The organism is Mesorhizobium sp. BR1-1-13 (genome assembly GCF_020165515.1).
In the GTDB taxonomy this organism is placed as follows: Bacteria; Pseudomonadota; Alphaproteobacteria; order Rhizobiales; family Rhizobiaceae; genus Mesorhizobium.
On record NZ_JAIUIH010000012.1, the window covers coordinates 167847 to 194676 of the forward strand.

The window sequence follows — 26830 nt, forward strand, 5'->3', positions numbered from 1 at the left end:
CTATTGGCTCAGTGAACGCGGAAGGGACCATATGAATAGGACGATCCCAACCCTGATCGGTTTCTCGGCCATCCTGACGTGGTCGTTCCTCGCGCTGCTGTCGACCGCCGCCGGGCCCGTCCCGCCTTTTCAACTGGCCGCGATGACCTTTCTGCTGGGAGGCTCAGTCGGAGCGGCCAGCTGGATGGTCCGCCCGTCGGCGCTCAAGTCGCTACGGCAGCCATGGCAGGTCTGGGCGATCGGCACGGCAGGGCTGTGCATCTATCACTGCGCGTACTTTTTCGCCATCCAGTCCGCGCCGCCCGTCGAGGTGAGCCTGATTGCTTATCTCTGGCCATTGCTGATCGTCGTCTTCGCCGCTTTCCTGCCGGGAGAGCGGCTGAGGTCTCACCACATAGCCGGTGTGATGCTCGGCCTGGCGGGTGCCATCGTCGTCATCACCAAGGGCGGCAGCGTGGGGCTTGCCGACGGCGTGAAGCCGGGCCACGTCATTGCCCTGTTCTGCGCCTTCGTCTGGTCCGGTTATTCCGTCCTGTCGCGCCGTTTCGGCCAAGTGCCGACCGATGTGGTGGCGGTGTACTGCCTGATCACCGCGGCCGTCGCCTTCACTCTCCATCTCGCGCTCGAGATCACTGTCTGGCCGCAGACGATGACGCAATGGAGCGCTATCGTCACTCTAGGCGTGATACCGCTCGGCGCCGGCTTCTATGCATGGGACTATGGCTGCAAGCATGGAGACATCATGATCCTGGGCGCGCTTTCCTATGCCGCGCCGCTGTTCTCGGTGATCGTGCTGCTGCTGGCCGGATTCGGCGTCTTCCACTGGTCTGTTGCGCTCGCTTGCGTCCTGATCACGGTCGGCGCGGTGATCGCCGCCAAGGACATGTTGCTGAAGGCGCAAAAACAACCTCTTGCCGAGGAACCGTCGCGTGCATAGGCCCGATCTGCGACTGCGACGTGGCTACTGCCCGGCCACCGTCCTTCCGCTCACCCACACCGCGGCGATGTTGGCGCGTGCCGCGTTGAGCACGATCTTCTGGAAGACATCGTCGAGCATATCGTCCGCCGGGATGATGTGGATGTTCGAGGCCTTCGCCGTCGTGTCGATCAGCAGCGCGTCGAATTCATGCCCGACGCGAAAGCTGCCCGTCGGCAGGTCAAGCGCTTCGGCACCGCCGGCGGTGGCCAGCCAGAACGCCTCCTGATGCGTGATCGGCGCGCCGGGTGCGCCGCGCTGCGCCGCGTCCAGGCCGGCATGGACACCGCTCTGCAGCGTCCTCGAGGCTGACAGCGCATGCCGGCAGCCGTCGAAGAGCGACGGGCTGTAGCCGCCGGAAATGTCCGTCCCGAGCCCGACATGCATGTGCCGGTCCAGCGCGCCGCGCAGCGGAAACATTCTGGGCTCGTCCATCGCCTTCGGCGCCGTCTGGGCCATCGTGCTGCACCAGATCCTGCCGAGCGCCCGATAGGGACATTCGCAGGCCGGCCCCCGCGGGTCCGGCCTGCTCTCCACGATAAGCCCGAACCGCGGTCGATGACCCGACCCGTCGAAGCTTTCATACTGCCGGCTGCTCTACGAGTTTTCTGAGCGTCCCTGGTGTCGGCCCCTAGTCCGGCTTGTCTTGATTTTGTCATGCCGCAAGTCTAAGCGGCGGGCACAGGCTCGGCGCACGAAGGGTAGTGCGATCCGATACGACGCAGCAATCCGAACGCGCTTTCCGGCAGGGAGATCTGGCGATGATCAAGGCTTTCGTCGTGGACAATGATCGCCTGCGTCTCACGGACGATCTCCTGGCCAATGGCGACAAGGTCGTCTGGGCAGATCTCTTCAATCCGACCAAGGACGAAGAGGCAACAATCGAGAATTGGCTCGGCATCGCCATTCCGACCCGCGAGGAGATGGAGGAGATCGAGATTTCCAGCCGCCTCTATATCGAGGACGGCGCCTACTTCATGACCGCCACCTTGCCCGCCCAGACCGACGTCGACGATCCACTGATCTCGCCGGTCACCTTCGCGCTAGCCGGCAACAGGCTGGTCACCGTGCGCTATCACGAACCGAAAGCGTTCAAGACCTTCCCCTTGCGCGCCGAGAAGGTGGCGACCGGCTGCACCAGCGGCGACACCATCCTGATCGGCCTGCTGGAAGCGATCGTCGACCGGCTCGCCGACATCCTCGAGCGCGCCGGCCGTGACGTCGAAGCGATCTCGCGCGACATTTTCGAGGCGCGATCGACCAAGGTGTCGAAGCGCAACCGTGATTTCCAGGAACTCTTGAAGGGCATCGGCCGCAAGGAGGACATCGCTTCCTCCGTGCGCGACAGCCTGATCTCCTTGCAGCGGCTGGCCGGCTTCCTCGCCCATGTCGCGACCCAGGCCAAGATGAGCAAGGACGTCCGCGCCCGCATCAAGACCTTGTCGCGTGACGTGCTTTCTCTTGCCGACCACGCCACCTTCCTGTCGCAGAAGATCTCCTTCCTGCTCGACGCCACGCTCGGCATGATCTCTATCGAGCAGAACGCCATCATCAAGATCTTCTCGGTCGCCGCCGTCATCTTCCTGCCGCCGACGCTGGTCGCCTCGATCTACGGCATGAATTTCGACGTCATCCCCGAGCTCAAATGGGAGCTCGGCTATCCGTTCGCGATCGCCATGATGGTTCTGTCGGCGATCCTGCCCTTCTGGTATTTCCGCCGCCGCGGCTGGTTATGATCGCAACGGCCGGCCGGGCGCCCGCGGCTGGCTCACCAGAAAGGGCTTGACCAAACGCCGTCCGGCCTGCATCCGGGTTTGCCGATCCATGTGGATCGCACGTTCTGCAACCGGATTCCACGCCATGACTGGAAAGACATGGGCCTATGAGGACTTCGTTGAAGGAGCCTCGTTCGACCTCGGCACCAAACAGGTGAGCGCGGCCGAGATCATCGAGTTCGCCAGTGAATTCGATGCCCAGCCGATGCATCTCGACGAAGAGGCCGGCAAGGCAAGCATCCTGGGCGGCCTCTCGGCCTCGGGCTGGCATACCTGTGCCATGTTCATGCGCATGCTATGCGATGCCTTCCTGCTGGACTCGACCTGCCAGGGCGCGCCCGGCGTCGATCAGGTCAAATGGAAGAAGCCGGTGCTGGCCGGCGACACGCTCAAGGGCAGCCTCGTCGTCCTCGCCAAGCGTCCTTCGAAATCGAAACCGCAGCTCGGCTTCGTGACCATGCGCAGCGAGCTAGTCAACCAACGCGGGGAAAGCGTCTTCGAGCTCGAGAATTCCGTCATGTTCCTCACGCGCAATGCCGCAGGGAGCCTTGCATGATGCTGGACGAATTCTTCCGCGTCGGCACCACCGTCACGCTGGGCTCGCATACGTTCGAAGCCGAGGCGATCAAGGCCTTCGCCCGCAAATACGACCCCCAGGTCTTCCACGTCGATGAGGATGCCGCGAAGAAGAGCGTTCTGGGCGGGCTGTGTGCGTCCGGCTGGCATACCGCCGCCACCTGGATGAAGCTCAACCTCGAAACCCGCATGGATGCCGAGTGGACCGGCCCTGGCCCGACGCCCGAATTTGGCCCCTCGCCTGGCTTCAAGAACCTGAAATGGCTGAAGCCGGTCTATGCCGGGCAGACCGTGACCTTCACCCGCACCGCCCTTTCCCACCGCCCGATCGCCTCACGTCCGGGCTGGCGGGTGCTGACCTTGCGCTCGGAAGCCTTCGATTCGACCGGCGACAAGGTACTGGAGTTCGAAAGCGCCGTGCTGGTCAAGGTGGAGTAGTGGCGGCGCTTTTCCCTTCTCCTCTTGTGGGAGAAGGTGGATCGGCGCGCAGCGCCGAGACGGTTGAGGGGTGCTCCAGCGGAGTGAGACGTTGGCGTTCCCTGGAACACCCCTCATCCGACCTCGCTTCGCGAGGTCACCTTCTCCCACAGGGGAGAAGGAAAACCGCCCCCTATCAGTGTCCCTCGAACCCGATCAGCGTCCGCACCGGCACGCCGAGCGCTTCCAGCTTGGCGCGGCCGCCGAGATCCGGCAGGTCGATGACGAAGCAGGCGGCGAGGATGTCGGCGCCGATCTGGCGCAGGAGATTCACCGCCGCCTCCGCCGTGCCGCCGGTGGCGATCAGGTCGTCGACCAGAATCACCTTCTCGCCCGGCGACACGCCGTCCTTGTGCATCTCCATCTCGTCCAGCCCGTATTCCAGGCTGTAGGCGACGCGCACCGTTTCATAGGGCAGCTTGCCCTTCTTGCGGATCGGCACGAAGCCGGCAGAGAGCTGATGGGCGACGGCGCCGCCGAGGATGAAGCCGCGCGCTTCGATGCCGGCGATCTTGTCGATCTTCTCGCCAGCGTAGGGATGCACCAGCTCATCGATGGCGCGGCGGAAAGCGCGCGCATTGCCGAGCAGGGTGGTGATGTCGCGGAACAATATGCCGGGCTTGGGATAGTCCGGGATGGTGCGGATCGCCGGCAGCAGCGTGTCTTCGAGCGAAGGTCTCATGAGGCGGCTCCGGGTGGTCCAGTTTCGGCGGAAAGGCGTGAAATGGCGCAGCGCCAAATCCTAACCCGGCGCGACCGACAACGGCTAGCGCGATGTGGCGGCCGAGACAAGCGCATCCGGCGAAAGCAGCACATACGTCCAAAGGCATGCCTCTGTCGGCGCTGCGATCTTTCGCATCGAAGCGATGGCGATCACCGAAACCGCAAATTCTCGCGGGTCAACTGTTCGATCGAGCTGCACCCCATCAGCTTCATGCCGCGTTCGATCTCGATGCGCATCTGTTCGAGTGCCCGTTCGACGCCAGGCTGGCCCGCCGCCGCCAGCGGAAACAGATAGTAGCGTCCGACGCCGACGGCCTTGGCGCCGAGCGACAGCGCCTTGAGCACATGCGTGCCGCGCTGCACGCCGCCATCCATGATGACATCGATCTTGTCGCCGACCGCATCGACGATTTCGGCGAGCTGGTCGAAAGCCGCCCGCGAACCGTCCAGCTGCCGGCCGCCATGGTTCGACAGCACGATGCCCTTGCAGCCGATCTCGACGGCGCGCTTGGCATCCTCCACCGACATGACGCCCTTGAGGCAGAACGGTCCCGGCCAGAGCCTCACCATCTCGGCGACGTCGTCCCACGTCATCGACGGATCGAGCATTTCGGTGAAGTAGCGGCTGATCGACATCGTGCCGCCGCCCATGTCGACATGCTCGTCCAGCTGCGGCAGCTTGAACGCCTCATGCGTGAAATAGTTGATCGCCCAGGCAGGCTTCAGCGCGAACTGGGTCATTCCCGCCAGGTTGAGCTTGAAGGGAATCGCAAAACCGGTGCGCTTGTCGCGCTCGCGGTTTCCCCCGGTGATGCTGTCGACGGTCAGCATCATCACTTCGACCCCGATCTCCCGTGCCCGCTGCATCATCGCCCGGTTGAGGCCCCGATCGCGATGAAAGTAGAACTGATAGACCTGTGGTCCACTGCTGATTTTTCGCACTTCCTCGAGGCTGACGGTGCCGAGCGAAGAGACGCCGAACATGGTGCCGTATTTTGCAGCGGCCCTGGCGACCGCCCGTTCGCCCTGATGGTGGAACAGCCGCTGGAGGGCGGTCGGCGAACAGTAGAACGGCATCGCCAGCTTCTGGCCCATGACGGTCACCGACATGTCGGTCTCGCTCACCCCGCGCAGCACGTTGGGAACGAGGTCGCAGGTCTCGAAGCTCTCGGTGTTGCGGCGGTAGGTGACCTCGTCGTCCGCCGCGCCGTCGATATAGTTGAAGATCGGCCCCGGCAGCCGCCGCTGCGCCATGCGGCGGAAATCCGAAAAGTTGTGACAGTCGTTGAGCCGCATCATGGAACCCCAAACGCCCTATAGGCGGCAAAGCTTTCGCCGCCGTCGGGGCGTCGAATAGCAATCGCCTGCCGCGCTGCCAACCGGCTTGTTGGACAAGAAAGCGACCACCTCACGCGCCAGCCGCTTCGGCAAGCAAAAAGGGCGCTTCGCGGGCGCCCTTTCCTCAATCTCCGGCCGCGCGGCTTAGTGCGCGACGGCTTCCCAAACCTTGCGCTTGGTCATGTAGACCAGTGCGCCGAACAGGAGCAGAAACACCAGCACCCGGAAGCCGGTTTTCTTGCGGGCTTCCATATGCGGCTCGGCCGCCCACGCCAGGAAAGCGGCGACGTCGCGGGAGTACTGGTCGACGGTCTGCGGCGCGCCGTCGTCATAGGTCACCTGGCCGTCGGAAAGCGGCTTGGGCATCTTCAGCGACACGCCGGACATGAAATACGGATTGTAGTGCGTGCCTTCCGGGATGACCATTCCAGCCGGAGGCGTCTGGTCGTAGCCGGTCAGCAGCGAGTGGATGTAGTCGGGGCCGCCTGCATCATACTGGGTGAAGATGTCGAAGACGAACTGCGGAAAGCCGCGCTCCACGCCGCGCGCCTTGGCCAGCAGCGACATGTCGGGCGGGGCTGCGCCGCCGTTGGAGGCGGCCGCGGCTTCCTCATTGGCGAACGGTGCCGGGAAATGGTCGGACGGCTTGCCGGGACGGTCGAACATGTCGCCGGCATCGTTGGGGCCGTCATGGATGGTGTACTCGGCGGCCAGCGTCTTGATCTGCGCATCGGAATAACCGAGGTCCGAAAGCGTGCGGAATGCCACCAGGTTCATCGAATGGCAGGCCGAGCAGACTTCCTTGTAAACCTTGAGGCCGCGCTGCAGCTGCGCCTTGTCATAGGTGCCGAACGGGCCGGTGAAGCTCCAGTCCATTTCCTTCGGTTCGTTGATCGGGAAATGCGTCGGCGCCGCCGCGTTGTGCGCCTCTTCGGCCGCGATCGCCCAGGTGCCCGCGGCCCCAATGCCGGCGGCCACAAGGCCGACCAGCGCAAGCGAGGTGAGAATCTTTTTCATGCCAAATCCCCTTAGATTCTCTACCGCTCAGCCCTTGGTCTCAGGTGCGGCCGTGGCGCCCGCCGGATGCCCGCTGCCGCCCTTGTTCTTCTCGAGCACCGCCTCGGTGATCGAGTTCGGCAGCCTGCGTGGCGTCTCGATCAGGCCGAGCACCGGCATGATGATCAGGAAGAAGGCGAAGTAGAACAGCGTCGCCATCTGCGCCATGAACACATAGCTGCCTTCCGCCGGCTGCGAGCCCAGCCAGCCAAGCAGGATGGCATCGGCCACGAACAGCCAGAAGAACAGCTTGTACCAGGGCCGGTAGACCGCCGAGCGCACCTTGGAGGTGTCGAGCCACGGCACCAGGAACAGCATGGCGATGGCGCCGAACATGCACAGCACGCCGCCGAGCTTGGAGTTGATCGGCCCTATGTTGAAGGTGATGGCGCGCAGGATCGCGTAGAACGGCAGGAAGTACCATTCCGGAACGATATGGGCCGGCGTCTTCAGCGGGTTGGCGACCGTGTAGTTGTCGGGGTGGCCGAGATAGTTCGGCAGGTAGAAGACGAAATAGGCGAAGAAGAACAGGAACACGATCATGCCGAACGCGTCCTTGATGGTCGCGTAAGGGGTGAAGGCGACGGTGTCGGTCTTCGACTTGACCTCGATGCCGGTCGGGTTCGACTGGCCCACGACATGCAGCGCCCAGATGTGCAGCACCACGACGCCGGCGATCATGAACGGCAGCAGGTAATGCAGTGCGAAGAAGCGATTGAGGGTCGGATTGTCGACCGCGAAACCGCCGAGCAAAAGCTGCTGGATCCAGTCGCCGACCAGCGGGATCGCGCTGAAGAAGCCGGTGATGACGGTGGCGCCCCAGAAGCTCATCTGGCCCCACGGCAGCACGTAGCCCATGAAGCCGGTCGCCATCATCAGGAGGTAGATGATGCAGCCGAGGATCCACAGCAGCTCGCGCGGCGCCTTGTAGGAACCGTAATAGAGGCCGCGGAAGATATGGATGTAGACGGCGACGAAGAAGAACGACGCGCCATTGGCATGCATGTAGCGCAGCAGCCAGCCGGAATTCACGTCGCGCATGATCTTTTCGACCGAATCGAAAGCGAGATTGGTGTCGGACGTGTAGTGCATGGCGAGCACGATGCCGGTCAGGATCTGCGCCACCAGCATGATCGACAGGATGCCGCCGAAGGTCCAGGCATAGTTGAGGTTGCGCGGCACCGGATAGGCGACGAAGCTGTCATAGATCAGCCGCGGCAGAGGCATGCGCGCGTCGAACCAGCGCTCGATACCGGTCTTGGGCGTATAGGTCGAGTGTCCCTCGCTCATCGAAATATCCCCTGCCTCAACCGATAAGGATCTTGGTATCGGAAATGAACTTGAATACCGGCACAGCCATGTTCTCGGGCGCCGGGCCTTTGCGGATGCGGCCGGCGGTGTCGTATTGCGAACCGTGGCATGGGCAGAACCAGCCGCCGAAATCGCCTTCCTGGCCGAGCGGAATGCAGCCCAGATGCGTGCAGACCTGAACCATCACCATCCAGGCTTCCTTGCCGGGCGTGGTGCGGTTGGCATCGGTCGCCGGGGCGTCTGCCGGCAGGTTGGCGTTGCGGGCGATCGGATCCTTGAGATCGGCGAGATTGACTGCCTCGCCGTCCTTCATCTCCTGTTCGGTGCGGTTGCGCACCACGACCGGCTTGCCGCGCCACTTGACGATCAGCGACATGCCCGGCGTCAGTGAGGAGACATCGACCTCGACCGACGCGAGCGCCAGCGTCGAGGCATCGGGGCGCATCTGGTCGATGAACGGCCAGGCGACGGCGCCCGCGCCGACCACGGCGGCCATGCCGGTGGCGACGTAGAGAAAATCTCGACGGTTGGGATCCTGGGTGTCGGTTGCGCTCACGGGTACCTGATCCTTTCGCCTCTTCCGTGCCGGTGGCCGAGCCTTGTTCCCCGCCCATTCACGCCAACCCGACAGCGCATGGCGAACAGGCTAGCGAATTCCTCCGGCATTTGGGCTTCGGTTTATGCGTGAAGTCCGTTTTTGTCCAGACGGGTGAAGGCACAAGGGCAGATTGTCGCGGGGGCAGAATCCGCCATCGCCCGACAAGACGGCGAATGGCTGTGAAACACCGCCAAACAACCGGGAAACAACGGCTAATCCGGCGTCCAGCTTCGCCTCGACACCTGGCCCCGGGATGGTCTATCCTGCACCATGGCACATGTCATAGACCGCGAGGAATGGGCTGTTCGCCCCGACCGCTGGAAGGGCGAGTTGCAATGCGCCCCCTACGGCTCCAACTCCTGCCTGATCTTCAATTATCTGCCGGAGACCGGCGGCGGACCGCGCCTGCATTCCCATCCCTACGCCGAGATCTTCATCATCCGCCAGGGCACCGGCCTGTTCACGGTCGGCGATGAGGAGATCGAGGCCTCCGCCGGCCAGATCGTCATCGTGCCGCCCGGCACGCCGCACAAATTCACCAATCTCGGCCCCGGCCCGCTGGAAACGACCGACATCCACGAGAACGGCACTTTCCTCACCCAGTGGCTGGAGTGATCCCGGCCCAGGTGATTCCTGGAAAAGCGCAATTCCTGGAAAAGTGTGAAACGCTTTCCTACCGCAACCGCGTCAAAACAATCCAGCTCTGTCGGTTTTCCGATCGCCGCCTAGATCTATGGCATAGGCAGCCGGCAGGGCCAGGACATGCAAACCTCTGAAATCGAAATCGAAGGGCTGAGCATAGCGATCCGCGAGGCAGGCCCGGCTGAAGCGCCTGCATTCCTGCTGCTGCATGGCTGGCCGCAAAGCTCCTATGCGTTCGAAGGGGTGATCGGCCGGCTGGCTGCCGACTACCGGGTCGTCGCACCTGACCTGCCCTGCATCGGCGGCTCGCAAGGCATGCCTGAGGCCGGCGACAAGAGAACCCTGGCGAGGCTGATGAGAGGCGTTGCCGAGGCTTGCGGGCTGCGGCACCTCGTGGCGGCCGGTCATGATGTCGGCGGCCAGATCGTGTTCGCCCTGCTGCGCGACCATCCTGAGATCCTTTCCGGCGCGGCGATCATGGATGTCGCCGTTCCAGGTGTCGCGCCATGGGAAGAGGTCATTCGCAATCCGCGGATCTGGCACTTTGCCTTCCATGCCGTCCCGGCGCTGCCGGAAACGCTGGTGAGCGGCCACCAAAGCACCTATTTCGACTTCTTCTTCAATGTGCTTTCGAAGGATCGGGCGTCGATCCCCGCGCAGGCCAGGGAAATCTATGCGAGAGCCTATTCCCGGCCTGAAAGCCTCCAGGCCGGTTTCGATTGGTATCGCGCCTTCCCCGAAGATGCCAAAGCCAATGCCGCGCAGCCCGCGACGCCGATAGCGATTCCGGTGCTGTATCTCAGGGGTTCGGCCGAGTCCGGCGACATCGGCGACTATGTCGAAGGCCTTAGGGCCGCCGGGCTTTCCAATGTCGAAGGCGACATTATCGCGGACAGCGGGCACTTCGTCGCCGACGAGAACCCCGAAGCGCTCGCCATCCGCCTGGCGAGATTCCACAGGGAGATCGGCGCGACAAACGCCGACCCTACATGGCGCCGAGCCTGACCAGGACCGCCTTCGGGATGTCGTATTCGCGAATGACGGCATCGTGCTTTCGAAGGCCACAGAGCTCGCGCTGGATGAAGTAGCCGTGCACCGCCACCGCCGCCTCCTTGAGCAGCCCGGGACGCAACTGCTCGTCGCCATTGTTGCGCAGCCGGGCCAGCGTTTCTTCGACGCGTTGTCCAGCGCGGCCGAGCGCCGCCGCCTTCTCGGCGAGGACTTCATGGCCAAGCGCGTCGAAGGCGGCTTCAGCGGCCGAGGCGCTGGTCAGACGGGACGGCGGGCGCAGGGACATTTCAACCTCCTTTCTCGAAAATCATCCGGTGCGTGACGAATTCTTCGCCCGCCACCGGCGCGAAGCCAAGCCGCTCATAGAAGCCGAAGGCTTCCTGAGGCGCACGGGTGTTGAGCACGGCGAAATAGCGGCGCGCCCTGTCGACAACGGTTTCGACCAGCATGCGGCCCAGGCCCGTGCGCCGATGGCGCGTGCCGACGAACAGATGCCGGACCCGGCCGTGGTCCCTTCCCTCGAAATAGGGATCGATGTTCAACCCGCACACGCCGGCGAGTTCGCCGCCGTGCCACGCTCCGAACAGCGCCTCGCCCTGTTTCAGGAACTTGTTGCGGCCGCTTGCCCAGCCGTCGCGAAGCCGCACCAGCATCCAGTAGCCTTCCCGTCGGCTCTCTTCCATCAGCGCATCGAAGGCCGGTGTCGTCGGCCGCAGCCGTTTCAGCAGATAGCCGGTCTCCTGCGTCGCGCCCATGCCGCTACTCCGCCGGCCGCGTCTCTTCCAGCACGGCTTCCTCGTGATAGAGGAAGCCGCCGGACTGACGCTTCCACAGCCGCGCGTAGAGCCCGTCGAGCGCCACCAGTTCGTCATGCGTGCCTTGTTCGACAATGCGGCCGCCGTCGAGCACGACGAGACGGTCAAGCGCGGCGATGGTCGACAGCCTGTGGGCGATAGCTATGACCGTCTTGCCTTCCATCAGCCGCGTCAGGTTTTCCTGGATCGCCGCCTCGATGTCGGAATCGAGTGCCGAGGTCGCCTCGTCCAGGATCAGGATCGGTGCATCCTTGAGGAAGACACGGGCGATTGCCACGCGCTGGCGCTGGCCGCCCGACAGTTTGACGCCGCGCTCGCCGACATAGGCTTCGTAGCCCTGGCGGTCGCGATTGTCGCGCAAGGTCAGGATGAAATCATGCGCCTCGGCTTTCCTGGCCGCCGCGATCACCTGCGCGTCGGTGGCGTCGGGCATGCCGAGTTTGATATTGTCGCGTAGCGAACGGTGAAAAAGCGCCGTGTCCTGACTGACGACGCCGATATTGGCGCGCAGCGAATTTTGCGTCACCCGGGAGACATCCTGGCCGTCGATGGCGATCTTTCCGCCTTCGAGTTGGTACAGCCGCAGGATAAGGTTGGCGAGCGTGGTCTTGCCGGCGCCGGACGGCCCGACCAACCCGACCTTCTCGCCCGGCCGCACCACGAGATCGATGCCGTTGAGCACGCCGAACCCCTTGCCGTAGTGGAACTCGACATTCTTCACCTCGATCCGCCCGCCGGCCACGACCAGTTCCCGGGCGTCGGGAGCGTCGACCAGACCGAGCGGCTGCGAGATCAGCGCCTTGGAATTCTCCAGCACGCCGAGATTGCGCAGGATGCTGTTGAGCTGCATCATCAGCCGGCCAAGCAGCATGTTGAGCCGCAGCACCAACGACAGTGTGAAGGCGACCGCGCCGACGGTGATCGAGCCCTCGACCCAGAGATAGACGGCAAAGCAGCCGATCGCCGTGATCATGATGCCCGACAGCGTCGTCAGCGCCATGCGCACGCCGGTCAGCCGGCGCGTGAACGGGCGCAACGCGTCGAGATAGATGTCGAAGCCGCTCCTGATGTAGCGGTCGTCGCCGTCGGCGGAGAACAGTTTCAGCGTCTGCACGTTGGAGTAGGAATCGACGATGCGGCCGGTGATCATCGACCCCGCCTCGGCGGTCGCCTCGGCATGTTTGCGGATTGCCGGCAGATAGAGCCTGGCCAGAAAGCCGAAGGCCGCGATCCAGATCACCACCAGCACTGCGAGCCTGATATCGAGCCCCGCGACCAGCGCCAGCGTCGTCACCGTATAGACGATCATGAACCAGACGACCTCGATGAAGCTTTCCATCAGGTCGCCGGTCGCTTGCCCGGCCTGCCAGACTTTTGTCGCGATGCGGCCGGCAAAATCGTTCTGGAAGAAGGAGTAGGACTGGCGCGACACGTGCCGGTGCGCCTGCCAGCGCACCAGATTGTAGAAGCCGGGCGTGATTGTCTGCTCGTCGACCAGGGCCGACAGGCCGACGACGATGGTGCGGACGACCAGCACCACGACGATCATGAACACAAGTTCCGGCCCGGCGGCCGTCCACAGCGCATGCCAGCTGCGTTCGCCGGGAAGCTGGTCGAGGATGTCGACCAACCGCCCGACAAAGTAGAACAGCCCGGCCTCGACCAGCGGCGCGATGCCGCCGATGACCAGCATGGCGAAGAAGGCGAACTTGGCCTGGCCGACATAGTGCCAGAGAAAACCGGCGACGCCGGACGGCGGCCGGAGATTCGTGGGCTCCCTGAACGGATAGACCCAGTTCTCGAACCAGCGATAGACGGCTGTCATCATGCGGCGGCGGCCATCATTCAGCGGCTTGTCCCTTTGCGCCAACGTCGTTTGCGACATCGATCGGGCCGTCATCGAGCAGGAAACCGCCCGACTGGCGCTGCCAGAGCTGCGCGTAGAGCCCGCCCTTGGCCACCAATTCCTCGTGCGAACCTTCCTCGATGACACGGCCCTGGTCCATCACCACAAGCCTGTCCATCGCCGCGATGGTCGACAGCCGGTGGGCGATGGCGATGACGGTCTTGCCTTGCATGAGCTTGTAGAGGTTCTCCTGGATGGCCGCTTCCGCCTCGGAATCCAGCGCCGACGTCGCCTCGTCAAGGATGAGTATGGGCGCGTCTTTCAACATAACGCGAGCAATGGCGATGCGTTGCCGCTGGCCGCCGGACAGTTTGACGCCGCGGTCGCCCACATAGGCGTCGAATCCCTTGCGGCCGCTATGGTCCGAAAGCCCGGCGATGAAGTCCAGCGCCTCGGCGCGCCGCGCAGCCTCGACAAGCATGTCGTCGCTGGCGTCGGGCCGGCCATAGAGGATGTTTTCGCGCACCGAACGATGCAGCAACGAAGTGTCCTGCGTGACCATGCCGATCTGGGCGCGCAGCGAATCCTGTTTCACCGCTGCGATCTCCTGGCCGTCGATCAGGATACGGCCGGCTTCGAGGTCGTAGAACCGCAGCAGAAGATTCACCAGCGTTGACTTGCCGGCGCCGGAGCGGCCGACAATGCCAACCTTCTCGCCCGGCTTCACCGCCAGCGAAAGGTTCTCGATGACGCCCTTCTGCTTGCCATAGTGGAAGCGGATGTCCTCGAAGCGGATCTCGCCTTTGGAGACCGTGATCTCCTTCGCACCGGGCCTGTCCTCGACAAGGCGCGGCAGCGAAATCGAGGCGATGCCGTCCTGCACCGTGCCGATATTCTCGAACAGGCCCGACATTTCCCACATGATCCACTGCGACATGCCCCACATCCGCAGAACCAGGCCGATGACCACGGCGACCGCGCCGATCGTCACCGCCTGGCCCAGCCACAGCCACAACGAGATGGCGGTAACCGAGAACAGGAGAAGCGCATTCAGGATGTAGAGCGAGCCGAACAGCACCGTCACCAGCCGCATCGACCGGTAGACCGTGTCGAGGAAGCCCATCATGCCCTCCTTGGCGAAGGAGGCCTCGCGACGGGCATGGCTGAACAGCTTGACCGTCTGGATGTTGGAGTAGCTGTCGACAACGCGGCCCGTCATGACCGAGCGCGCATTGGCCTGTTCCTCGCCGACCTTGCCCAGCCGAGGAATGAAATAGCGCAGCAGAAGGATGTAGCCGACCATCCAGACGCCGAGCGGTGCGGCCAGCCGCCAGTCGGCCGAGCCGACGATGAGCAGCATGCCGAGGAAATACACGATGACGTAGTTCAGGACGTCGATCACCTTGATCACGCATTCGCGCACGGCGAGTGCCGTCTGCATCAGCTTGGTGGCGATGCGGCCGGCGAATTCGTCCTGGTAGAAGCTCATCGACTGCTTGAGCAGATAGCGATGCACCTGCCAGCGGATACGCATGGGGTAGTTGCCCATCAGCGTCTGCTGGTTGAGCAGCGAATGCAGCCATACCGTGCCAGGCAGCGCGAACAGCACGACAAAGGCCATGCTGGCGAGCTTCCAGCCCTCCGTCTGCAGGAAGGTTTCGCGGTTCTGCCCCGAAAGCCAGTCGACGATGCGGCCTAGGAAGCCGAACATCCACACTTCCGCGATGGCAATTGCCGCCACCAGCACCGCATCGACCAGGATATAGGGCCATGCGCCGCGCGTGTAATGCAGGCAGAAGGCAACCAGCGTCTTGGGCGGCTCGACTGGCTCTGCGCCCGGGAACGGATCGAGCCTTTTTTCAAACCAGCTAAACAACAACATAGGTCATGCTCATGAAATCTGTTTCCGCTCACGCGGCGCGTGAACGTACGAAGTCCTCGGACCGCAGGGCGCCGAGGGCCGACGGTCCGGAATCATCCGGACCGTCGGCCCTGCTTCGCGCTATATAGGGGTTCGCAGGCTTTTCGCCGACAGGCTCTTTTGTTGATCCTGACGGTGCGGTGTCGACAAGGCGGATCTTCGCGCCCGGCCGGATCGCCCGGATGATACGGCGCACCAACGAGGGCCGGCTCGGGTCGGGAACCGCGCGCGAGAAATCGACGTCCGGCAGCATGCCGCGATGCGGGCGGCGGCGAACCTCGGCGTGGACCGCCGACGAATAGGTTTCGCCGATCAGCAGCGCCCAGGTCGGCAGCCGGTGGATATGCAGGCTCCTCGAGCCAGGTATTCTGTAGGGATCGAACATCGGTCCGTCCTCCGTGTGAAAATAGAGATAAAAAGGGTGTTCGACGTCCTGCCGCGGGATCGGCGGCTGATCAGTCGAGACGCGTTGGGGCGGGGCCATCGGCCCCTTCGGCAGCTTGAAAAACATCGCAGGATTCCTTCGAAGACCAGGGAATGGTTTCGGCGGAAATCGGTGCGGAAGCGTCTAAGAGATCAGGAGAACCGTCGTACCGAAACCGCCAGCGGGCATGTAAGCCCACGGAGAGGGTGCTGGATGTGCATGGTCATCATGAATTACCCCTCCTTCGGTTCGGGTTGACAATGTACGCTGTATACCCGACTTCGCAGAAAATGGCCACCCGCAGGTCCAGCAATTTCCAAAACCGCGAAGCCGCTGTGGCCGATTTGCCACTTAATAGAAGGATGCGGAAATGAACGACCGTCTCCGCATCGCCCTTTACCAGCCTGACATCGCCGGCAACACCGGCACAATCCTGCGCTTCGCCGCCTGCCTCGGGATCGGCGTCGACATCATCGAACCGGCCGGTTTTCCGCTCTCCGATAAAACGCTCAGGCGCGCCGGCATGGATTACCTCGAAATGGCTGCCCTGACCCGGCATGTCGACTGGCACGCCTTCGAGGAGTGGCGCAAGGCCAGCACGCACCGGCTGGTCCTGCTGTCGACCAAAGCCGCGACCCCATACACCAGCTTCAACTTCGCCACTGGCGACATCCTTTTGTTCGGTCGCGAATCCGCAGGCGTGCCGGATCCGGTCCATCAGGCGGCGGACGCGCGTCTGACGATTCCGATGCAGGCCGGCGCGCGCAGCATCAATGTCGCGCTCTCCGTCGCCATGGTTGCCGGCGAAGCCATGCGGCAATTGGGCCAGAATGCCATCTGCTGAAGCGGCGGCCACGGTCCCGCCGGCGGCGGCGACACGGCCCTCGCCCGTCATTCTCACCCAAGCGCACATCGCCATCTCCTGTCGTTTGCATGTCGATGGCTTCTTCGCTACAAGCTCAACTTAACTTGAGGTCAAGCGGAAAGTGCGAGATGGCGCCAGCAGCGGAATTAACGGTGGGCCAAGTGGCCGCGCGCAGCGGTGTCGCGGTGTCGGCGCTGCATTTCTACGAAGCTCGCGGCCTGATCCGCAGCCACCGCACGTCAGGCAACCAGCGCCGCTACGGCCGCGACGTGCTGAGGCGCGTGGCCATCATCAAGATCGCGCAGGAGGTCGGCATTTCGCTGGCAGAGATAGCGACGGCGCTTCAATCCCTGCCCGAGGGCCGCACCCCGACGCGCGACGACTGGAGCCTGCTGTCGACCGCCTGGCGCGACGGGCTCGACCGCAAGATCGGTCAATTGAAGAAATTGCGCGACGGGCTGACCGACTGTATCGGCTGCGGCTGCATGTCGATCGACAAATGTCCGCTCCGCAACAAGGATGACCGGCTGGCCAGGGAAGGAACAGGGGCGAGAAGGCTGGTTCTTCCTTCTCTCGGTTCACGGAGAGAAGGTGCCTGAGCGTAGTGAAGGCGGACACAAGGGGCGGTGCCTGTATTGGGTTGTTCCCGTAAACAGGCGAGGAAATCCTAATCCGCCGCCGGCAGGCGCCTTATGGTGAATTCGATCAAATCGCCCGGCCGTTCGAACCAGCTTTCGATCTCGGTCCAGTAAGCCTGCTTGGGGAAGCGCTCGAACCATTCCTTTGCCTTCAGGCGAGCGTCCGAACGCGGCAGGACGAAGGTTTCGCGCAAAAATCCGTCGCGCGGCATGCGCGCGCGTTCAGCCCGGCTTTGATCGAGCCTTTTCTTCAGGCCATCCAACGGCGGTCTTGCCGGGGTGCGCACGAAGGTCTCCTTGCTCCGATCAGATCAGACTTGACCCTTTCCCCTAAGAGATTAGGGATCGCGCCGGCAAAAGACGAGTCATTTGTAGGGGCCGGCCGCCCCGAAACCGGAGACAGCACTTGGAACGACCTGAAATACCGGCTGGCCTGCCCGCCGACATCGAAGAAAAGAAGATGAAGGCACGCCTGTGGTTCGAGGCATTGCGCGAACGCATCTGCGGTGCTTTCGAGCAGATCGAGCAGGATCTCCAGGGCCCGCTCGCTTCATGGTCGCCGGGTCGGTTCGAAAGGACGCCGTGGGAGCGTGACTCCGGCAAGGGCGGTGGCGGAACCATGTCGATGATGCACGGCCGAGTCTTCGAGAAGGTTGGCGTCCACACCTCGACCGTTTACGGCGAGTTCTCGCCCGAATTCAGGAAGCAGATGCCCGGCGCCGAGGAGGACCCGCGCTTCTGGGCATCCGGCATTTCGCTGATCGCGCACCCCTGGAACCCCAACGTTCCGGCCGTGCACATGAATACGCGCATGGTCGTCACCTCGCGCCATTGGTTCGGCGGCGGCGCCGACCTTACCCCCGTGCTCGACCGGCGCCGCACGCAGGACGACCCCGACACAATGGCCTTCCACCGCGCCATGCAGTTCGCCTGCGAGAAGAATGCCGGTGTCGCCGACCATGCGAAATTCAAGGCCTGGTGCGACGAGTATTTCTTCCTTCCGCATCGCAACGAGCCGCGCGGCACCGGCGGCATCTTTTTCGACTGGCTGCATTCGGGGCAGGGAAAGGGCGGCTGGAATGCCGATTTCAACTTCGTCCAGGATGTCGGGCGCGCTTTTCTTGTCGTCTATGGCCATCTCGTGCGGGGCAATTTCAACGAGAACTGGACCGATGGCGACCGCGACGAACAGCTCATCCGCCGCGGCCGTTATGTCGAGTTCAATCTGCTTCATGATCGCGGCACCATTTTCGGCCTGAAAACCGGCGGCAATGTCGCCTCGATCCTCTCCAGCCTGCCGCCGGAGGCCCGCTGGCCGTAAAAAGATAGTGAGCGCGCCGTGAGCCGCATTGATGTCCCATTCGCCTCGAAAGGGGCATCGAATGTGGCGCGGGAGCCCTCGCAAAGTTTCTTTTTCGTCTAATAGGCTTCGGAAAAGACTGGGCTATTTGTCGGGACGGGTCGGGAAACGCCGGCGGTTCGCCTGCGCAATTCCAGGAGTGCAGAGCGGTTCTCCGTCCGGAATTGCGTCAGAACGAAGCGGATCGCGACTCGACGCAACCGGACGGCCCAGGACGATGCGGGACACCTTCGCCAAAAGGGGTGCCCGCGCTTTCCAGGAGTACTTCGCAATGCGCAAGATCATTGTTTCGGCCGCAGCGGCTGCCCTTCTCGCTTCCGGTTCGGTGGCATTGGCCGCCGTCAAGCACACCACCGGCACGATCAAGACCTTTGATACGGCGGCCAAAAGCCTGGTTCTCGACAATGGATCGTCTTTTACGCTCCCCCGGACCTTCAAGGATCCTGGCCTGAAGGTCGGCGAGAAGGTCAGAGTTTCATGGGACATGAGCGGCAAGGATAAAGTTGCCGAGGCAGTCAAGATCATGAAGTGATGACCTGCCCACAGGGCTGGCGTAAGAGGGCGGAGCAGCGCTGCTCCGCCTTTTTGCCGTTGACGGCAATCAATGCCACCCCATCTGTGTTATGGTTTCACCCGCTCGCGGTCCAGCCGGTCTCAAGGTCGGACAACGCGCCAAGAAGATGTGGAGTCCCTGCCGCCTTTTGCAGGACGGCCGACCGGACTCCATGGAGGAAAAGGAGAAATCCCATGAAGGAATTCCACTGCGGCTCGCTCGTTCCAGGTTGTGAATGGCACACGCGCGCCGAGGAGGAAGCCGAGGTCATGCGCCGTGCCGTCGAACATATGCGCGAGACGCATGGCGAGACGATCATCCGCGAAACGATGATCGAAGCGATCCGCTCGCGCATTGAGAAGGTCCGCGACGCCGCCTGATTTGGAGCAAGTTCCGGGAAATCGCAGCGATTTCCGCCCGGATTGCGTTGACGAATGCTTTATCCGGCCTTCAGGGCCTGCGCGGCGCGCTTGAGCAGCGCGTCGCGATCGGGCCCGAAACCTGCATCGACCCATTCCACTTCGAGATTCCTGAGGATCGCGCCGAGTTTTGGCCCGGGCATCCCCCCGATCGCCGTCAGATCGGCGCCCTTGAGTGGAAACACGGGCCTTTCCCATCTCAGCGCGAAGGCGAGAAGTCGGGAAAAGCCGCCGGCCTCGATGAGCGCATCGGTCTGGTCCACCGCGCGCACCCGTGCCGCTGCGAGTGACAGGCGAAGCCGGTCGACGACCCCCTGCCGGTCGCCGCGGTAGAGCGTCTTGGCCAGTTCACCTTCGGTGGTTTTCGGCTCGATTCCCGGCGTAAGCGCCCAGTGGCGCAAACGGTTTGCTTCCGCAGTCGACAGTCTCAGCCGCTCGGCCAGCGTCTTCATGCGCGCCGCATCCGGCGGCACGATCGCCTCCAGCCTGAGCATCGGCTCCGCCGTCCAGCCCAGATCCTTCTCGGCTCTGGCCAGGCCGTGGATCGCATCGATGCCCCATTTCTCGCTTTCCGGCAGCACGCTGGTCAAAACGCTCGCCTGCCGCATCCACAACAGCGCGCGGGACGGATCGGCCGCCGACAACAGCTTCTTGAGTTCGGACCAGACGCGCTCGGCCGAGAGCTGCACGAGCCCTCCCTTCAGCCGGGCGCAAGCCTTCAGCCCCTCGGCGTCCGGCCGGCCTTCGCCATACCAGGCGAAGAAGCGGAAAAAGCGCAGGATACGCAGATAGTCCTCGCGGATACGCGCTTCCGGATCGCCGATGAAGCGCAGCCGGCGCCCCTCTATGTCGGCGACGCCGCCGACCAGATCGACGACCGTGCCGTCGGCTTCCGCGTAGAGCGCGTTGATGGTGAAGTCGCGCCGCTCGGCATCAAGCTTCCAGTCTCGCCCGAACGACACTTTGGCGCGGCGGCCGTCGGTCTCGATATCCGCGCGCAGCGTGGTAATTTCATAAGACTTCCCGCCGGCAATCACGGTGATCGTGCCGTGCTCGATGCCGGTGGGAACGGTCTTGAACCTCGCCGCCTCGGCGCGGCGGATTGTCTCCTGCGGCAGGCAGGTGGTGGCGATGTCGATATCGGCGACGGGCTGGCCGATCAGCGTGTTGCGCACCGCGCCGCCGGCGACCCGCGCTGCCTCGCCGCCGCTCGCCAGAATGGCAAGCAGGCGCTGCAGATGCTTGTCGCCGAGCCAGTCGGCCCTGTCAGCGATCGAGACCTTCACGCATAGAGCCTTTCATAAAGCGTGCGGATGATGCCGGCGGTGACGCCCCAGATGCGCCGGTCGCCATAGGGCATGTCGTAGAAGAACCATTCGAGATCGTTCCAAATGCGGCTGTCCCTGATGTGGTTGGCCGGATCCATGAGGAAGCGCAGCGGCACTTCGAAGGCCAGGTCGACTTCCTCGGCATTGAGCGCCAGCTGGAAAGGCGGCCGCACGATGCCCAGCACCGGCGCGATCCTGTAACCGCTGCCCGCGACGTAATCGGGCATGCGGCCGATGACCTCGATATGATCCCGGCGAAGGCCGATCTCCTCGAAGGTCTCGCGCAGCGCCGCCGCTTCCGGACTGGCGTCGGTCGCATCGATCGTTCCGCCGGGAAAGGCCACCTGCCCCGAATGGTTGCGCAGCGTCTCGGCCCGCTTGGTCAAAAGAACCGTGGCATCGCCCTGGTGATCGACGATCGGGATCAGCACCGCCGCATCGCGCAGCGGTTTCGCCCGGTGGAGGCGCGGATGGCCTGGATTGAAGCGATGATCGCCATAGTCGTCGCCGGCATGCGCCTGCGGCTGCGCGGCAAAGCGCGCGCGCAGATCGGCAATGGAAAAGGGCGTCGGCGTCACCTGGTCCATCATGAACTGTCCGTCACGCGCTCAGCTGCCTCAGCCTGTCGGCCGGCATGATCGGATAGGCCTGGCCTTTCGAGCGAACGGCAAACATCAACCTGCCGTCGATCTCGATTTCCTCGCCATGCTCGACCAGTTCGTACATCACCGGCCGCGCCACCAGCGCCTCCAGCCGCCCGCGCACCAGCACATAAGGCTTCAGCCCGCCGGTCTCGTGTTCGTCGACGAAGCGCAGCGGCCGCTCCGGCCCGGCCTCGACGACGTCGCCGACATTGGTGCGAAACGTGATGATCTGGCTCTCGCCACTGCCCGAGACATCCAACTCGACGGCGATGAAGGGTGCGTCGGCGACGCGGATGCCGACCTTTTCCACCGGCGTCACCAGATAGGTCCTGCCGTCCGCGTCCTTGCGCAGCACCGAGGAAAAAAGCTGCACCAGCGGCATGCGGCCGATCGGAGTGCCGAGATAGAACCACGTGCCGTCAGCCTTAATTTCCATATCCAAATCGCCGCAGAAGTCGGGATTCCAGCGCTCCACCGGGGCCGGCCCCTTGCCGGCGCGGGCCGCGCGCGAGATCAGCGCCTCAAGGCCGCGCGCCTCGGTCGCGGCCGCCAGGCTTTGCTGTCTTTGTTCGGAGCCCTCTGCCATCGTCACGAAATAGTCACTGTTGTTGCGCTTGTCAGCCTAACTCTGTGATTTAAATTTGACGGCAGGCGCCAGACGGAGCCGAATCGCGGCATTCTGCGTCAAGCTGGTATTTCCAACCACAAGGATCGATGCTGCATGAGCGTGATGGTCAAGGAAAGCCCGATCAGCGAAAAAGACATGATCGCCGAGGTCGAGAAGGCGCTGGCCGACATTTCCAGGGTCCGCGACGGGGTCGGTCGCATCATCTTCGGCCAGGAAAGTGTCGTCGAACGCGCTTTGGTGGCGCTTCTGGCCGGCGGCCACGCGCTGCTGGTCGGCGTGCCCGGCCTCGCCAAGACCAAGCTGGTCGAGACGCTGGGCATCGTGCTCGGCCTCGATTCGCGTCGCATCCAGTTCACCCCCGACCTGATGCCCTCGGACATTCTCGGCTCCGAGGTGATGGAGCAGGACGAATTCGGCAAGCGCTCCTTCCGCTTCATTTCGGGGCCGATCTTCGCGCAGTTGCTGATGGCCGACGAGATCAACCGCGCCTCGCCGCGCACCCAGTCGGCGCTGCTGCAGGCCATGCAGGAGTATCACGTCACCATCGCCGGTGCCCGCCACGACCTGCCCTCGCCTTTCCATGTGCTCGCGACGCAGAACCCGCTGGAGCAGGAAGGCACTTATCCGCTGCCCGAGGCACAGCTCGACCGTTTCCTGATGCAGGTCGACATCCTCTATCCCGAACTCGAGGCCGAGCGCCGCATCCTTTTGGAAACCACCGGCGTCGAGGACGCGAGGGCGCAGAATGTGCTGCAGCCGGCACGGCTGAGGGATATCCAGACGCTGATCCGCCGCATGCCGGTGCCTGAAAGCGTGGTCGAGGCGATCCTGGCCCTGGTGCGTTCGGCGCGCCCCGGCCAGGGCAATGCCGAGACCGACAGGCATGTCGCCTGGGGCCCGGGTCCCCGGGCCAGTCAGGCACTGATGCTGTGCACGAGGGCGCGCGCGCTCTATGATGGGCGGCTGGCGCCGTCAATCGACGATGTGCGTGCTCTGGCCGAGCCGGTGCTCCAGCACCGCATGGCGCTGACCTTCGCCGCCCGCGCCGAAGGCACCAGCGTGCGCGACGTGGTGGCCAAGCTCGTGAAAGGTATTTGATGGCGCGCATCGGCGAGCTCCAGGCTCCGGCAGCGACGCGCGACGCGCTCGCCCGCGGCCGGTTGCGGGCTTCGCTCGTGCCCGACCTGCTGGTCGAGGCGCGCCGCATCGTCAACACCGTGATCGCGGGCTGGCATGGCCGCCGCAAGCGCGGCATCGGTGAGAATTTCTGGCAGTTCCGGCCCTATGTCGAAGGCGATTCCTCGCGCATCGACTGGCGCCGCTCGGCCCGCGACGACCACACCTATGTGCGCGACCGCGAATGGGAAGCGGCCCATACGGTGTGGCTGTGGGCCGACCCCTCGCCGTCCATGCTCTACAAGTCGTCCGGTGCCGCCGTTTCCAAGCAATCGCGCGGCCTGGTGCTGGCGCTGGCCATGGCCGAGCTGTTGTCGCGCAGCGGCGAGCGCATCGCCTGGCCCGGCCTTACCGATCCGTTCACCGCCCGCAATGGCGCGGAGCGCATCGCCGCCCAGCTCATGCATGCCGGCGAGTTGCCGGCCAAACCCGATCTCTCCGGCATCCGCCGCTTCTGCGACATCGTCATCGCCAGTGATTTCCTCGACCCGGTGGAGGAGACCATGGCCTGGCTCGACGTGCTCGCCCGCCACGGCGTGCGCGCACATCTGATCGAGGTCGCCGATCCGGCCGAGGAGACATTCCCCTATGCCGGCCGCACCGAATTCACCGACCCGGAGAGTGGCGACAAGCTGACCGCCGGACGCGCCGAGATGCTGGCCGATGAATATCGCCTGCTCTATGGCGCCCGACGCCAGGAACTGGCCAGCTGGTGCAAGCGGCTCGGCTGGAGCTTCACCGTCAACCACACCGATCGACTGGCTTCCGACGCCCTGGTACGCCTGCACATGGCGATGACCGATGGCGGTCAGTCCAGGCTGACCGCTGTTGGCCACGCCGGCATGATCGCCGGTGGCGATCAGCTTGGAAAGGCCGTCGCATGAGCTGGCTGCCGCTCTCCTTTGGCGCGCCCATGCTGTTGTGGGGTCTTTTGGCACTGCCGGTGATCTGGTGGCTGCTCAGGCTGACTCCGCCCAGGCCGCAGACCGAGGTGTTTCCGCCGTTGAAGATCCTGGCGCGCGTGCTGAAGCGCGAGGAAACCCCGCAGCAGAGCCCCTGGTGGCTGACACTGCTCAGGCTGCTGATGGCGGCGCTCATCGTCGCCGCCCTTGCCGAACCGGTCTTCAATCCGCGCGAGAAATTGCCGGCCGAGGGCGCGGCCTTGGCGCTGGTCGTCGACAATGGCTGGGCAAGCGCCGCCGACTGGAACAAGCGCATCGCAACCGCCGAGCGGCTGATCGCCGACGCCGGTTCGAACGGCGTGCCGATCATCATCGCCTTCACCGCCGAAAAACCCAATGCCGAGATCGGCCCGTTCGATGCTGCCGCAGCGCTCGACCGGCTGCGCGCGGCAAAGCCGCGGCCGATCCCGACCGACCGGCCGGCGGTCTACGCCCGCGTCGCCGCCGCGCTGGAGCGCCTGCCGGGCGCCAGCGTCGCCGTGCTGGCCGACGGCCTGGCGGCGAAGGGCGATGACGCCGCCTTCAACACGCTCCTGTCCAAAAACGCCGCCCGGGTCGTGTGGGCCGTTGCCGACCGGATGTCGCTGACCGGCCTGACGGGCGCCGAGAACGAGGTCGACGGTTTTGCCCTCACCGCCATCCGGCCGCCCGGCGATGCGGCCCCGGCGCAAGTCACCGCCGGCGCATTCGACGACAAGGGCCGCCGCATCGCCGATGCGACGCTGACTTTCGCACCCGGCCAATCCACCGCCACCGGCACCATGGCGGTGCCGTTCGAGCTGCGCAACGATTTCGCCTCGATCGCGCTCGATGGCGAGCGTCAGGCGGGCGCGGTGCGCGTGCTGGACGAAAGCTCCAAGCGCCGCCGCGTCGGACTCCTGTCGCAGGCCGAGGCCGACCAGGCGCAGCCGCTGCTGTCGCCGCTCTACTATATCAGGCGCGCGCTGCAGCCCTTCGCCGACCTGGTCGAACCCTCCAGCGCCGACCTGGCCGACGCCATTCCGCAGATCCTCGACCAGAAGCCCGCGATGATCGTCATGGCCGATATCGGCACCATTCCCGCACAGATCAGGCCAAGGCTCGTCGACTGGGTTGAAAAGGGCGGCACCCTGGTGCGTTTCGCCGGGTCGCGACTGGCCGCCGCCGGCAATGACGACGACCTTCTGCCGGTGCGTCTGCGCACCGGCGAACGCTCGCTCGGCGGCGCACTGTCATGGACCACGCCGCAACCGGTCACCGAATTCCCCAAGGCTGGCCCCTTCGCCGATCTGGCGCCGCCGACCGAGGTGACCGTTTCCAGGCAGGTGCTGGCAGAACCGACGCCCGATATCGTCGAGCGCACCTGGGCAGCGCTTGCCGACGGTACGCCGCTGGTCACCGGGCTGAAGAAGGGCAAGGGCACGCTGGTGCTGTTCCACGTCACGCCCGAAGCGACCTGGTCGAACCTGCCGATCTCCGGCAGCTTCGTCGAGATGCTGCGCCGCATCGTGCAGTTGTCGCGCAACCAGGGCGCCGCCATCGCCAATGCCGAAGCCGCCGCCACCTCGCTGGCGCCCTACCGCATGATAGCGGCCGACGGAATGCTGGTGCCGCCGACGCCGGATGCGCGCCCGCTGGTGCCGGGCGCCGGCGCTCTGCCGGTGACGTTCGAGAACCCGCCCGGCCTCTATGGCTCGGAGGCCGGCGTCTTCGCCCACAATCTGCTCGATGCGACAAGTACGCTCGCGCCGCTGGCGCGCCCGCAAATCACCGTCCCGGTTACCACGATCCAGTACGCCTTTGACGAATCGCGCAATTTGAAAGGCGCGCTGGTGGCCGCCGCGCTGGCGCTGATGGTGCTCGATACGCTGGCGGTGTTCTGGATGGGTGGCCTGTTCTCACGAAAGCCGCGCCGCGCCGGCGCCGTGGCCACCACGGCGGCCATTCTGATCGGGCTCGGCGCGCTGTTCGGCCAGGTCGGCGCCGCGCGCGCCGACGATGCCAAGCCTGGCGACACCGCCGCCATAGAGGACATCTCCAAGACCCGCATCGCCTATGTGCTGACCGGCGTGCCCGGCGACGATTCGATCAGCCGCGCCGGGCTCGAGGGCCTGACCCGCTTCCTCATCGAGAAGACCGCGCTCGAGCCGGGCGCGCCGGCCGGCGTCGACATCTCCAAGGACGAGCTGTCGTTCTTTCCCCTCATATATTGGCCGATCGATCCGGCCGCAGCCATGCCCAGCCAGGCCGCGATTGCCCGTATCGATGCCTATATGCAGCAGGGCGGCACCGTGCTGTTCGACACGCGCGACCAGTTCGCCAACGGCATCGGCGCCGACTCGACCAGCCCCGCCACCGAGCGGCTGCGCGACATCCTCGGCAACCTCAACGTGCCGCCGCTGGAGCCGGTGCCGTCGGATCATGTTCTGACCAAATCCTTCTTTATCCTGCCCGAATTCCCTGGCCGCTTCGGCGGCAGCCCGCTCTGGGTCGAGGCATCGCTCGACGCCAGCAATGCCGAAAACCGGCCGGTGCGTACCGGTGACGGCGTCTCGCCGATCATGATCACCGCCAATGATTTCGCCGGCGCCTGGGCCGTCGACGAGAATGGCGACCCGCTGCTGCCTACCGTGCCCAACGATCCGATGCAGCGCATCTATGCGCTCCGCGCCGGGGTCAACATTATGATGTACATGCTGACCGGCAACTACAAATCCGACCAGGTGCACGTGCCCATATTGCTTGAACGGTTGGGGCAGTAAGATGAAGCTCTTTCTTGTGCCCGCCCC

General features: G+C 64.3%; 29 protein-coding genes. 14 read left to right on the forward strand and 15 right to left on the reverse strand.

Features of this window, described 5'->3' with window-relative positions; translation table 11 throughout:
- Nucleotides 1-31: 31 nt before the first annotated feature.
- On the forward strand, nt 32-937 hold the full coding sequence (locus LB533_RS24505; RefSeq protein ID WP_140639730.1) for a DMT family transporter: 906 nt from the start codon (nt 32-34) through the stop codon (nt 935-937).
- 24 nt (nt 938-961) lie between these two features.
- On the opposite strand, the gene LB533_RS24510 is transcribed toward LB533_RS24505, so the two are convergent.
- Nucleotides 962-1435: an amidohydrolase family protein gene (locus LB533_RS24510; RefSeq protein ID WP_224557081.1), complete on the reverse strand. Its 474-nt coding sequence runs from the start codon at nt 1433-1435 to the stop codon at nt 962-964.
- Between the two features lie 302 nt (nt 1436-1737).
- On the opposite strand from LB533_RS24510, the gene corA reads away from it, so the two are divergent.
- The 3 genes from corA (at nt 1738) to LB533_RS24525 (ending at nt 3765) form a co-directional block, all read left to right on the forward strand.
- Nucleotides 1738-2712: a magnesium/cobalt transporter CorA gene (corA, locus tag LB533_RS24515; RefSeq protein ID WP_140516906.1), complete on the forward strand. Its 975-nt coding sequence runs from the start codon at nt 1738-1740 to the stop codon at nt 2710-2712.
- Between the two features lie 124 nt (nt 2713-2836).
- Nucleotides 2837-3307, forward strand: coding sequence for a MaoC family dehydratase (locus LB533_RS24520; protein WP_140496031.1), 471 nt, complete (start codon nt 2837-2839; stop codon nt 3305-3307).
- The gene (locus tag LB533_RS24525) at nt 3304-3765 is read left to right on the forward strand and encodes a MaoC family dehydratase (RefSeq protein ID WP_140516910.1); all 462 of its coding nucleotides are present in this window, start codon (nt 3304-3306) and stop codon (nt 3763-3765) included. The genes LB533_RS24520 and LB533_RS24525 overlap by 4 nt, the downstream gene beginning before the upstream one ends.
- A 175-nt stretch (nt 3766-3940) precedes the next feature.
- Here the strand turns inward: LB533_RS24525 and LB533_RS24530 are convergent, their stop codons facing one another.
- From LB533_RS24530 to petA, 5 genes are all read right to left on the reverse strand, one after another.
- Nucleotides 3941-4486, reverse strand: a complete 546-nt coding sequence (locus LB533_RS24530) for an adenine phosphoribosyltransferase (RefSeq protein WP_224678370.1) — start codon at nt 4484-4486, stop codon at nt 3941-3943.
- A gap of 191 nt (nt 4487-4677) precedes the next feature.
- Nucleotides 4678-5823 (reverse strand): alpha-hydroxy acid oxidase, encoded by a 1146-nt coding sequence (locus tag LB533_RS24535; RefSeq protein ID WP_181169376.1) that lies wholly within the window; start codon nt 5821-5823, stop codon nt 4678-4680.
- Nucleotides 5824-6009: 186 nt separating this feature from the next.
- Nucleotides 6010-6882: a cytochrome c1 gene (locus LB533_RS24540; protein WP_140639733.1), complete on the reverse strand. Its 873-nt coding sequence runs from the start codon at nt 6880-6882 to the stop codon at nt 6010-6012.
- 27 nt (nt 6883-6909) lie between these two features.
- Nucleotides 6910-8211, reverse strand: a complete 1302-nt coding sequence (locus tag LB533_RS24545) for a cytochrome b (RefSeq protein ID WP_140496035.1) — start codon at nt 8209-8211, stop codon at nt 6910-6912.
- Between the two features lie 16 nt (nt 8212-8227).
- Entirely contained in the window at nt 8228-8788 is a 561-nt protein-coding gene (gene petA, locus LB533_RS24550) for a ubiquinol-cytochrome c reductase iron-sulfur subunit (protein WP_027024461.1), read from the reverse strand.
- Nucleotides 8789-9100: 312 nt separating this feature from the next.
- Between petA and LB533_RS24555 the strand changes: the two genes are divergently transcribed.
- Together LB533_RS24555 and LB533_RS24560 are read left to right on the forward strand one after the other, a co-directional pair.
- Complete coding sequence (locus LB533_RS24555; RefSeq protein WP_140639734.1) at nt 9101-9445, forward strand: cupin domain-containing protein; 345 nt, start codon at nt 9101-9103, stop codon at nt 9443-9445.
- A gap of 147 nt (nt 9446-9592) precedes the next feature.
- On the forward strand, nt 9593-10477 hold the full coding sequence (locus LB533_RS24560; RefSeq protein ID WP_140639735.1) for an alpha/beta fold hydrolase: 885 nt from the start codon (nt 9593-9595) through the stop codon (nt 10475-10477).
- On the opposite strand, the gene LB533_RS24565 is transcribed toward LB533_RS24560, so the two are convergent.
- Genes LB533_RS24565 through LB533_RS24585 form a run of 5 tightly spaced genes read right to left on the reverse strand, consistent with a single transcriptional unit; the run spans nt 10458 to nt 15576 of the window.
- Nucleotides 10458-10769 carry a DUF6665 family protein gene (locus LB533_RS24565; protein WP_224557078.1) on the reverse strand — a complete coding sequence of 104 codons (312 nt, stop codon included), beginning with the start codon at nt 10767-10769 and terminating at the stop codon, nt 10458-10460. The two genes, LB533_RS24560 and LB533_RS24565, sit on opposite strands and share 20 nt — an antisense overlap.
- Before the next feature lies 1 nt (nt 10770).
- Nucleotides 10771-11238, reverse strand: a complete 468-nt coding sequence (locus LB533_RS24570; RefSeq protein WP_140639737.1) for a GNAT family N-acetyltransferase — start codon at nt 11236-11238, stop codon at nt 10771-10773.
- A gap of 4 nt (nt 11239-11242) precedes the next feature.
- On the reverse strand, nt 11243-13126 hold the full coding sequence (locus tag LB533_RS24575) for an ABC transporter ATP-binding protein (protein ID WP_140639738.1): 1884 nt from the start codon (nt 13124-13126) through the stop codon (nt 11243-11245).
- Nucleotides 13127-13139: 13 nt separating this feature from the next.
- Nucleotides 13140-15026 (reverse strand): ABC transporter ATP-binding protein, encoded by a 1887-nt coding sequence (locus tag LB533_RS24580; RefSeq protein ID WP_140639739.1) that lies wholly within the window; start codon nt 15024-15026, stop codon nt 13140-13142.
- Nucleotides 15027-15054: 28 nt separating this feature from the next.
- On the reverse strand, nt 15055-15576 hold the full coding sequence (locus LB533_RS24585; protein ID WP_181169365.1) for a hypothetical protein: 522 nt from the start codon (nt 15574-15576) through the stop codon (nt 15055-15057).
- A 283-nt stretch (nt 15577-15859) separates the two neighbouring features.
- On the opposite strand from LB533_RS24585, the gene LB533_RS24590 reads away from it, so the two are divergent.
- Nucleotides 15860-16333: a tRNA (cytidine(34)-2'-O)-methyltransferase gene (locus LB533_RS24590; RefSeq protein WP_140639740.1), complete on the forward strand. Its 474-nt coding sequence runs from the start codon at nt 15860-15862 to the stop codon at nt 16331-16333.
- A 149-nt stretch (nt 16334-16482) separates the two neighbouring features.
- Nucleotides 16483-16953, forward strand: coding sequence for a redox-sensitive transcriptional activator SoxR (gene soxR, locus LB533_RS24595; protein ID WP_140496043.1), 471 nt, complete (start codon nt 16483-16485; stop codon nt 16951-16953).
- A 68-nt stretch (nt 16954-17021) separates the two neighbouring features.
- Here soxR and LB533_RS24600 read toward each other — a convergent pair whose 3' ends face one another.
- On the reverse strand, nt 17022-17279 hold the full coding sequence (locus tag LB533_RS24600) for a hypothetical protein (protein WP_023770299.1): 258 nt from the start codon (nt 17277-17279) through the stop codon (nt 17022-17024).
- Nucleotides 17280-17398: 119 nt separating this feature from the next.
- Here LB533_RS24600 and hemF point away from each other — a divergent pair, with 119 nt between their 5' ends.
- The 3 genes from hemF to LB533_RS24615 all read left to right on the forward strand — a co-directional run bounded on the left by hemF (nt 17399) and on the right by LB533_RS24615 (nt 19285).
- Nucleotides 17399-18313, forward strand: a complete 915-nt coding sequence (gene hemF, locus LB533_RS24605) for an oxygen-dependent coproporphyrinogen oxidase (protein WP_224678371.1) — start codon at nt 17399-17401, stop codon at nt 18311-18313.
- Nucleotides 18314-18623: 310 nt separating this feature from the next.
- Nucleotides 18624-18884 carry a DUF1344 domain-containing protein gene (locus LB533_RS24610; protein ID WP_140639742.1) on the forward strand — a complete coding sequence of 87 codons (261 nt, stop codon included), beginning with the start codon at nt 18624-18626 and terminating at the stop codon, nt 18882-18884.
- Nucleotides 18885-19099: 215 nt separating this feature from the next.
- On the forward strand, nt 19100-19285 hold the full coding sequence (locus tag LB533_RS24615) for a DUF1059 domain-containing protein (protein WP_140496047.1): 186 nt from the start codon (nt 19100-19102) through the stop codon (nt 19283-19285).
- A gap of 59 nt (nt 19286-19344) precedes the next feature.
- On the opposite strand, the gene LB533_RS24620 is transcribed toward LB533_RS24615, so the two are convergent.
- Genes LB533_RS24620 through LB533_RS24630 form a run of 3 tightly spaced genes read right to left on the reverse strand, consistent with a single transcriptional unit; the run spans nt 19345 to nt 21882 of the window.
- Complete coding sequence (locus LB533_RS24620) at nt 19345-20610, reverse strand: CCA tRNA nucleotidyltransferase (protein WP_140639743.1); 1266 nt, start codon at nt 20608-20610, stop codon at nt 19345-19347.
- Nucleotides 20607-21239, reverse strand: coding sequence for a CoA pyrophosphatase (locus tag LB533_RS24625; protein WP_140639855.1), 633 nt, complete (start codon nt 21237-21239; stop codon nt 20607-20609). Before LB533_RS24625 ends, LB533_RS24620 begins: the two co-directional genes overlap by 4 nt.
- A 13-nt stretch (nt 21240-21252) precedes the next feature.
- Nucleotides 21253-21882 (reverse strand): DUF1285 domain-containing protein, encoded by a 630-nt coding sequence (locus LB533_RS24630; protein WP_140639856.1) that lies wholly within the window; start codon nt 21880-21882, stop codon nt 21253-21255.
- 135 nt (nt 21883-22017) lie between these two features.
- On the opposite strand from LB533_RS24630, the gene LB533_RS24635 reads away from it, so the two are divergent.
- The 3 genes from LB533_RS24635 to LB533_RS24645 are packed head-to-tail and all read left to right on the forward strand — an operon-like array spanning nt 22018 to nt 26803.
- Nucleotides 22018-23022 carry an AAA family ATPase gene (locus LB533_RS24635; protein WP_140639744.1) on the forward strand — a complete coding sequence of 335 codons (1005 nt, stop codon included), beginning with the start codon at nt 22018-22020 and terminating at the stop codon, nt 23020-23022.
- A complete protein-coding gene (locus LB533_RS24640) occupies nt 23022-23984 on the forward strand; it encodes a DUF58 domain-containing protein (RefSeq protein WP_140639745.1) in 963 nt (320 codons plus the stop codon). The genes LB533_RS24635 and LB533_RS24640 overlap by 1 nt, the downstream gene beginning before the upstream one ends.
- The gene (locus LB533_RS24645) at nt 23981-26803 is read left to right on the forward strand and encodes a DUF4159 domain-containing protein (protein WP_140639746.1); all 2823 of its coding nucleotides are present in this window, start codon (nt 23981-23983) and stop codon (nt 26801-26803) included. Before LB533_RS24640 ends, LB533_RS24645 begins: the two co-directional genes overlap by 4 nt.
- Nucleotides 26804-26830: the final 27 nt, after the last annotated feature.